This window comes from Legionella pneumophila subsp. fraseri (assembly GCF_000586315.1).
Taxonomy (GTDB): domain Bacteria; phylum Pseudomonadota; class Gammaproteobacteria; order Legionellales; family Legionellaceae; genus Legionella; species Legionella pneumophila_B.
In genome coordinates this window covers 1-8,139 of sequence record NZ_JFIM01000048.1, presented here as the reverse complement: position 1 = coordinate 8,139, position 8,139 = coordinate 1, and the positions used below count along the sequence as shown (strand labels likewise).

Sequence of the window (8,139 nt, the reverse complement as noted above, 5' to 3'; positions counted from 1 at the left end):
CTTTCTCTTTTTGCATTTTCATGAAGGGCTCAACCGCATAGCCGCTTTCATGTCGTGGTATAAAGTCAGGGCTTTTTACGGCAACCAAGCTAATCACGTTAGGATTGCCTTTATTCACTGCTATAGGTATCAAGGCAACGTCATCAGGTAAATAGACGGAGTATTCATTCTCACCACCTACACCAATTCCACCAACTCGTTTCGCATTTAGTAAACCATCCGGATCTTCAATGTCTAATCTTATGTTGTTTTCATTATCTACCCCATTGGTAAAAAATGTTCCGGCATTTTCATCGATCGTGGTGCTGGAACATGTTCTTGCCAGTAAATGAGAGAATTGATTGATTTTTATTTGTTGGTAGGTTTTAGCTGAAGGATCAGAAAATAATCCAATGGTAGTATTCGCGATAATCGCTTCAGATTGATTTAATATGTTCTGAGTGATGTCTGGTGGTAAATTCATCAGACCTTTATGAATTTTTGTTGGATGTGTTTGTGATATTTTTTTACCAAATTCAGGCTCTTGAATATCTGACAAAGCTTTAAAGGTAGAGGGTATCATCAGGGCTGAAATCAAAACCTCTTTGAATGAAGAGCCAGTATCTCGTCCTTGAGCGACAGCATTAAGCCTCCTATAGTACCAGGAACCATCTTGCATCATATGTATGAGGGCCATCTTGATAGAATGCTCAGGAGTTTTTCTGATATTTTTCTCATCCACTCGATAGTTTTCTGACCATTCTTTACCAATAGCGCGACGCGAAACAGGTTCTTCTCCTGTCTCGTGAAATTCTGTATTCTTTTCATGCTCCATCAGTTTATCGATATTTGATATATCCTTATCATTTAGTAATGATCCTACTATTGCCATGTCGCATTTAGCCAACAAATCACGGAAAAATTGTTCTTCCAGTTTTTGGCCATTAATGAGCACATGATCGTCCTGAATGGAGTCAGGATTAGCCAGTATTTCTCTAATGATGCCAGCCGCAGCTATCTCATCGACATTAGGCTCTCTCCTCGTTATTTTTTCACTCGGTTGAACAGCACCCTTTATGGGGTCAATTTTTGCTTTATGATGAGTTTTTTCTAATTGTTTTAAACAATGTTCGACGTTGGTTTCACAAAGCCCCCTGTTTTTTGAACTGAGCGCTTCTTGAGCTTCCATCACTGATAATTTGGCATATGGATTTTCTAATGTTGAACTGTGGCCTGGGTAATTTCTTCTTACATCAGGTAATTTATAATAATCTTCAACAGTCATGAAGCGTTGCCCAGGCTTCAGTTCATATTTGTTTTTATCAACTTGCTTTAATTCACCCTCTGTCGCTTTAGAATCTTTTGGAATAGGAAGTCTTACTGGTTGATCATTTTCCATTAAATAACGGTCAGTTGAATAAGGTATTTCGTATTCTTCTTTACTATGAGGATCGTTTCCTTGAATCATTTCTCCAGTGGCTCTAAAGAATTCTCTTTGTATCGCAAAAACTGCTTCAGCTCCCTTTTGACCTACTTTCTCAGCAAGTATTTTATAAAAGCTTTCCAGGGCTGGTTCAGGGGGTACTTTACATCTTGTTAAATCTACCATGTGGCATTGGTTAACTAACATGTGCTCAGGTGTGGCTCCCCACATGTTTTTTCCATCTACAGTTTTTACATCTTCAACTATGTTGGCATAATGCTCTACTTCTTTATCATCCTTGAAAACATCTGGTATTAATGTAGATTTGTTTTCCGTAACAAACTTCATAAAAGCTTCGCGGCTTAGCTTATGGTAATGCTTATAATTTTCAGAATCTGATTCCTCTCCCAAACGTCCAGCTACAAAAAAAGATTGAGCAATCATTATCTTTTTTAAATCATTGGCGGTCACATCAGCTAATGTACGCCCATCTGGAAAAACTCTTAACTTTTCTCCTCTTAGTACAGCCTTGCGAGCTTCTTCAACAATCACTTCAGCATAAGCCATTGTACGTAAGGTATGTGCAAGACCATGGTTTCCTCTGTTTACTCTGATGCCCCCAGGATAGGACGGTTCAGATTCCATGCGTCCTTTTTCATAGGGTTGACTTAAATAATTCTTGTTAGCGAACTCAATAGCTTGTCGGACTGTTGGATCTGTATACAATGAAAATCCTTGCATATCCGGTAGAGATTTACTTGTTATTCCAGTAGGTTTTACTGATGTCTCTTTAGAGGTGGTATCTTTCACCGGAGGAAACACGGAAGGTATATCAATATGTAAATCTTTTTCAGTAGCTTGTCTTAATGCTTTCGCATCAGGTTGAGGATCACCTGCTGGAAATTTATCAGCGACAGCCTTTAACCATCCGGTAATTTTCAGATAACCATTGTCGGTTAATTCATCCTTCATTGCATCCGTGGTGATTTGACCCAGGGTTTCTAAATTGGGAGGATTATCCTTATTAAGTTCAGAACGTGCTTTTAGTCCAACAGAGGCTACCCAATATCCGCAGAGTCTCCTGTTTAATCCGGGGTCATTGGGGATAACAGAAAGGGTAGAGCCCTCAGGCAATTGAGTGGTTAAAATGTCTTGGTAGCTTTCACCGGAAGTTTTACCCATTGGGTCATAGAGGTGGGTATTGGTTACCTGAGCCTTTGATTAACATAATCCAGTGACCAGAGTCTCTTTTAGGACCTACCCCGGTTAACACAGGCATAAAACCTTGTTTGTCGAGAGCTTCTTTATCAACAGTAGGTACTCTGTTGTAAATAGTGCCGCTTTTAATCTCGGGATGCCCCATCCGTGCAAAAATAGCATGCATGCCTTCTTGTGTTAATTCTGCCCCTTCTACATATTTAGGCATTTTACTTTCTCCCAAACGGATATTTGTGCATACAAATACTGGTTCTAACAGATGTGAATATTCTTAATTTGTATTTTCATTATAGGATCTCAGGATTAAGAAAGTATTAAGTGTTTAAAAACGAGGCAATGGGATAGGTAGGGACATTGGTTTGATAGCTGGAAAAAAATCAAGAAGTAAAAGATGAATTTGAAATGGTGAAGAAGCCTGTTCTGTCTTGTAGACTTCTTCATGAGGATAGCATGCTTTCAAGGAGTCAATAGCAAGTTATCCGTCTTATCGCAAACGTTTATCAGGGGGATTTTCAGATTCCGGTTTTTCAGACTCGATATCCGATTTTTCTGACAAGTTTTTATGCTCTTCTCGCCAGAAGCGTTGAATAGTTATCGCAGCATTAGTCTTGGCGACTGCTTGAAAACGAGAATCATAGGAGTCAGTGGGTAAAGAGGGATACTTAAGCTTGGCTTCTTCGTAGTAAGACAAAACCAATCTTTTCTGAAAGTGACATCCTGGTCTTGCAAGATCCAGAAGTTTGGCAACCGCTTCAAAGCACGAATTGGCATCAGTTTTGATCTCACCTGAAAATATTTTTTCGACTTGTTGTAATTGTTTAAAAAATTCTTTATCAAGTTGCATGGTTCCTTCAATCAGTGTCACTGTGGCATAGAGCAGTTTTTCAAGTTCTCTTAATGGACTTTCCCGGTTGTATCCGCCCAGATCCTGATGAACACCATCAACAGATAATCCAACACCAGAGACTAATTTATCAGTGAATTCATATTCTGGTTCACCAGAATAAAGACTGTATTGTTCCATTTCAATTGCATCTTCATCCAATTTGGAATAATCAGGCGTCATCCAGAATTGTGTTTGTCTGAAATGTTTTTCAATATTAGCGCGTTGTTTTAGAAGTGTTAGTGCTCGGGATTGGGGTATTCCTGTCATGATATGAATAGCTTCTGCACAACTTGAAAACATGACGTTAGCCAATTCTCGCCATACTGCTTCTTTTTTGGGTTTATCCATCATATCTCGAGTAACTTTATCCCCGTAGCTGCCAAGTGTTAACTGAATAACCAGTAAATATTCCGCTATGGTATTGAGATACAAATAATTACCAAATAACCTGCGCTTGCCGGTGAATAAAGAGTTGGCTGTACCCGATGATTTGTCAAAGAAGGTTGGATGATAACCTCCTGTAAGCAGTTCCGAGAAGTAATGTTTTGTGAAATCAGAAGAAGTGAACAGGCTTGTTATGGGCAGACTGTCTCCCAAATCAGCCAGGCCACTGCTGCGCAAATTGACATATTCCACGGCTTTTTGCCATTTATCAATGCGCCCTAATTGGAACTGTAAAACATTCAAGAGTTGAACCAATGCCTGGTATCTTCCTTTGTCTTCGCGTTCGTCTTCATCAAAATGAGTATGGAAGATGTCAGCCAATTGGGGAAACACAATACCTTCACGTAATAGAACAAATAGATCGTGTACATTTGTTTTAACAGAAGTTGTCAGCTGCTCCAAGTTCTGATGTTCATCATGCAGGTAGGTGAAATAGGAGAGGGGGGCTTTATAAACATACACTTCAAGGTCTTTGGAGTCGTCTATTAAGGCTTGAAAACGCTCAAAACTTGATGATTCTTTGCATATTTCCAAAATCTCTGATTTTTTAACAGAGTATTGTCCGAGGGGCTGTGGTAATTTACTATGTATATCCAAACGACGTTGATGTTTAAGCAAATAATCTGCCATTTGATATTCTTCTTCCAAGGTGGACTTAGGCTCGCCTTTTTTTTGTACCTTAACCGCGACCACATCATTGGGGGGATTGCTAAACAATAAAGTTCTGCCCTGGATTCGCAATAACCGATCGCTTGACATTTGATAACGCAAAGAAGAATCAATCGGTCCCTTTTCTTTTCTATAATGATGCTCTGATGAAAGAGTTACTTCTTTAGGTTCTGTTCGTAGCAAGAGATTATCGGTCAGAGTGGAATGATAAAAATTGGTGGATAATCTTTCACGAAACATAGGATTAAAGCTGGAATCTTCATCATAGGAATGAGCGAGCCATGCTGTATAAATTGGGTTAGGGAAGAGAAAGACAGAGGAGTCCCTAAATTTTTGTACAAAGGCGCCTTGGTTTTTGGTTAATGATTCCTTATGATGCTCATGAATTAATGCCAGCATGAAATTGGAATGAGCACGGTTATTTTTTAAGTAATGAATGATGGGGTATTCACTTTTTTCAATGAGTTCATTGATCACCTTCCATACATGGGGCTCTTTAGAAGCAAGGTAAGTGCCCAATGACTTGGCTAAAGACAGTATTTGATTTTTTTTAATTCCATCAGTTTCTGAGTTGGCAAGTGATCTTAGAAAGAGATAGTGAGAGGCAAGTTGTTGCGGTGGAACAGAGCTTACCTTGTTGTTTTTGGTGAGTTGATCAACAGAAGCGAGATAAATCTGGACTAATTCATTTCTCGTGGCTTCAAAAGGAATTTCTTTTAATGGAATAGAACGCCCGCTTAATACCTTCACGGGATGTGGCAGAGAGGAGTCATGAGTGCTTGTTTCACCTCGCCGGGCAAAATAATATTGTTTCACGTGGCTATCCATTATTGTTTCTTTAGGACTCTTTTGTTTGGTCGTGCCTGTAGTCGTTTCGGTTTTTACCTGGTGCTTTTTTTGTTGGTCAGGGGCGATTGTTTCTGGTTTGACAGAATCCCTCGGTTGGGTAGGAACAACCGTTTTAGTTTTGACTGAACTATCTTCCTGGGTGGTGTCAGTGGTTTTGATTTTTGCCGAAATATCGGTAGCTTCCACCGCAGTCTCAGGTGGATTATCTTCAGATTGATCAACGCCAAAAAAATCAAGTACTTTCTTTATGAAACCAAACATACTGCGTCCTCATGACCTCGAAAGTTATAAAATAAGCTGCCTCATTACCTCTGTCATAGTTGTGCTTTTTTTTCCAAAACCTCTGTATTATCATCGTCTCTTTTTTGATTTGAAGGACAACACCAAAATACGTGTCTAAGGAGAGATACCAGGAAAAACTCTTTTGCTTTGAGAGGTTCTTCTCTCATCGTGATTTGCTGGGGCAAAGCGATGACTTCCTCGACATCATAATCTTCCTTTTCTTTTTCTTTAACCTGATGATACCAATCGGGTGTTTCTACTTTGACTAAAGCACCATAACAGCCATCCACCGAAAATCCAGCCTGGGCAGTTTTTTGAGCATCGGCTTCCTGACCTTCCACTTCAATAGGCCCTACTATTTTAAGCGCTCTTTCTACTCTATCGGATTCAATGCCCAAATGAGGCCATTCTGACGAACTAATATAGGGAACAGCTTCACCTGTCGCGGCAAAAAGGGCTCGCGCATAATGAAGTATATCTAACCCGTCTTGTCGCCCGAATAACTGAATCAATGTTGGTACGATACCTGAAACACCCAGTGAATGTCCGATGAATACTTCCACAGGGCTTTTGCAGCGCATTAAATCGATCATGTGCGATAAGTGGATGAGATAGCCTTCAGCAGTTTCATCAAATCGATCGCCTATTCGGTCTTCGATACAGCGAGAATAAAGGGTAATTTCTTTTTCTGAAAAGAGATGAGTCAAATGCTTACGGGCATATGCTTCGAATTGTTTAGCGCCATACAGATGATAACGATGGTAAGCATCACCATAGGAAGCCTCACTTTCACGCCCGGCTACGAAGAATAATTGCGCGATGTTAAGCTTTTTAAGGTCTTGTACACTCAGATCAGCGATAGTGCGCCCGTCAGCACATCGATGAGGATGTGGTTGTCTTTTGGCAGCTTCATACATTAATTGGCTATAAAAAAGAGTGCGCATGGTATGAGCCAAACCATGAATGGGGCGATGAAGTTTCTGATCATTTATCGTGATGAATCGTTGCAAATTATGCCCTGTACCGGTGGCGTGAGTGGCATAAGGGGTTTTATGATTGTATTCCCATTCCGGGCCTACTTCAGTGTAAGGTTTGGATAATCTTTCCTGATAAACATATTCTGCTACTTTTAACACGTCTGGATCTAAAATTATGGGCACAATAACCACCTTTTGATTAAATTAAAACATAGCATTCTTTAATGCTACAACACGATTAATTATTATTCAATAAAGAAATTTATCATTCCTTAAAATAAAAAGCTGAGGGCTTGATGAGTAAACAAATAACTTGATGTTTTGTCTTCTCATCTGCCACAGCTTTGCGCTATTCATTCAATCGTTGAACAAGAACTTCAAAAATACTCCTTAGAAACGATAGCTCATATCATCGCTTTCTTCCTCAACTATTGCGATGATATGATCTTGTTTTACTGGTTCCTTGCCTATTTTAGTTGAGACTTCATCGATTAGCTTTTCAACTTCGTGGAGTTTATCGGTTGATGCCGTTTTAATCTCCAATTGTTTTAACAGTCCATGCAATTGTTCGGCATTCTCTTTTGATATTCCTAAAGCTTCTTGCAATTCAGATGGACTTCCTTTTGCTAAAAAGGCAATGACTTGATCCGTATTAAGCTTGTCATTAGTAAGTTCTGTCTTAAACGCTCTAAGAGTTTGCTCCTTCATTCTAATCTGCATTTTTTCAATGTTCACAGTGTCTGTAGTAATACCTATAGTGTTGGTTACAGTCCATAAACCACCCAAAAGTCCTCCTCCCTGACTATCCAGTTGTTGAATTCTCACTCTTCTTGCTTCAGCTAAGTTATCATGGTGAATTTTACAGATATCGCGTAATTGCATAATCAATGCTTCACTCTTGTATTGTAACTGCAGCATTTCTGGATAAGCTTTTTCTTGCTTATCCATTAAAGCGTTTTTATAGGTACTAAAATCTTCTTTCTGTTTCCTTCCCTTGTCTGAATCATCCAGTGTCTTTTCAAGTTCTGCTAAATGATCAAAACATTCTTTGATGTATGGGGCTTCCTTTTCGAAAGTGGCTGGATCTTTAATTTTGTCTAGAGAACTTTTAGCAGTACGCAATAGGATATCAGCCATGCTTTGATTATAAGTTTGCAGTTGACCTTTTAATCCATCCAAATCGGACATATCCAGAGGATCGGTAGATCCAGCATGCTTCTTGATCCTATCGTTACGAATCAACTCCAATATATCCATTTGCTCTTTAATTTTGGATGTCATTGACTTGATAATTGTAAAGGTTAGGTTCTCTGGTATTTTTACCTTTGCGATATCTTTGGACGTTTGCTCAAAAAGTTGAGTTAACAATTTGGGTTGAGTCTCTTGTAATCGCTTTTCCAATGCTTCAATGT

At 39.3% G+C, this 8,139-nt stretch carries 4 protein-coding genes and 1 pseudogene; all 5 read right to left on the bottom strand.

Annotated features, from left to right (window positions below):
* A partial coding sequence (locus CC34_RS1000000117715; protein WP_269456701.1) for a SidE phosphodiesterase domain-containing protein occupies positions 1-2,584 on the bottom strand: 2,584 nt, incomplete at its 3' end.
* 4 nt (positions 2,585-2,588) lie between these two features.
* Complete coding sequence (locus CC34_RS1000000117710) at positions 2,589-2,828, bottom strand: SidE phosphodiesterase domain-containing protein (RefSeq protein WP_050598578.1); 240 nt, start codon at positions 2,826-2,828, stop codon at positions 2,589-2,591.
* A 276-nt stretch (positions 2,829-3,104) separates the two neighbouring features.
* On the bottom strand, positions 3,105-5,729 hold the full coding sequence (sidJ, locus tag CC34_RS0109945; RefSeq protein WP_027228613.1) for a T4SS meta-effector polyglutamylase SidJ: 2,625 nt from the start codon (positions 5,727-5,729) through the stop codon (positions 3,105-3,107).
* 53 nt (positions 5,730-5,782) lie between these two features.
* Positions 5,783-6,910, bottom strand: coding sequence for a SidE phosphodiesterase domain-containing protein (locus CC34_RS0109940; RefSeq protein ID WP_027228612.1), 1,128 nt, complete (start codon positions 6,908-6,910; stop codon positions 5,783-5,785).
* A 207-nt stretch (positions 6,911-7,117) separates the two neighbouring features.
* Positions 7,118-8,139 (bottom strand): annotated as a pseudogene (locus CC34_RS01000000116400) (SidE phosphodiesterase domain-containing protein); the annotation flags it as partial.

Excerpts from the sequence above, each read along its gene's own strand:
- sidJ (WP_027228613.1), bottom strand. The coding sequence starts at position 5,729 with ATGTTTGGTTTCATAAAGAAAGTACTTGATTTTTTTGGCGTTGATCAA.
- CC34_RS1000000117710 (WP_050598578.1), bottom strand. The coding sequence starts at position 2,828 with ATGCCTAAATATGTAGAAGGGGCAGAATTAACACAAGAAGGCATGCAT.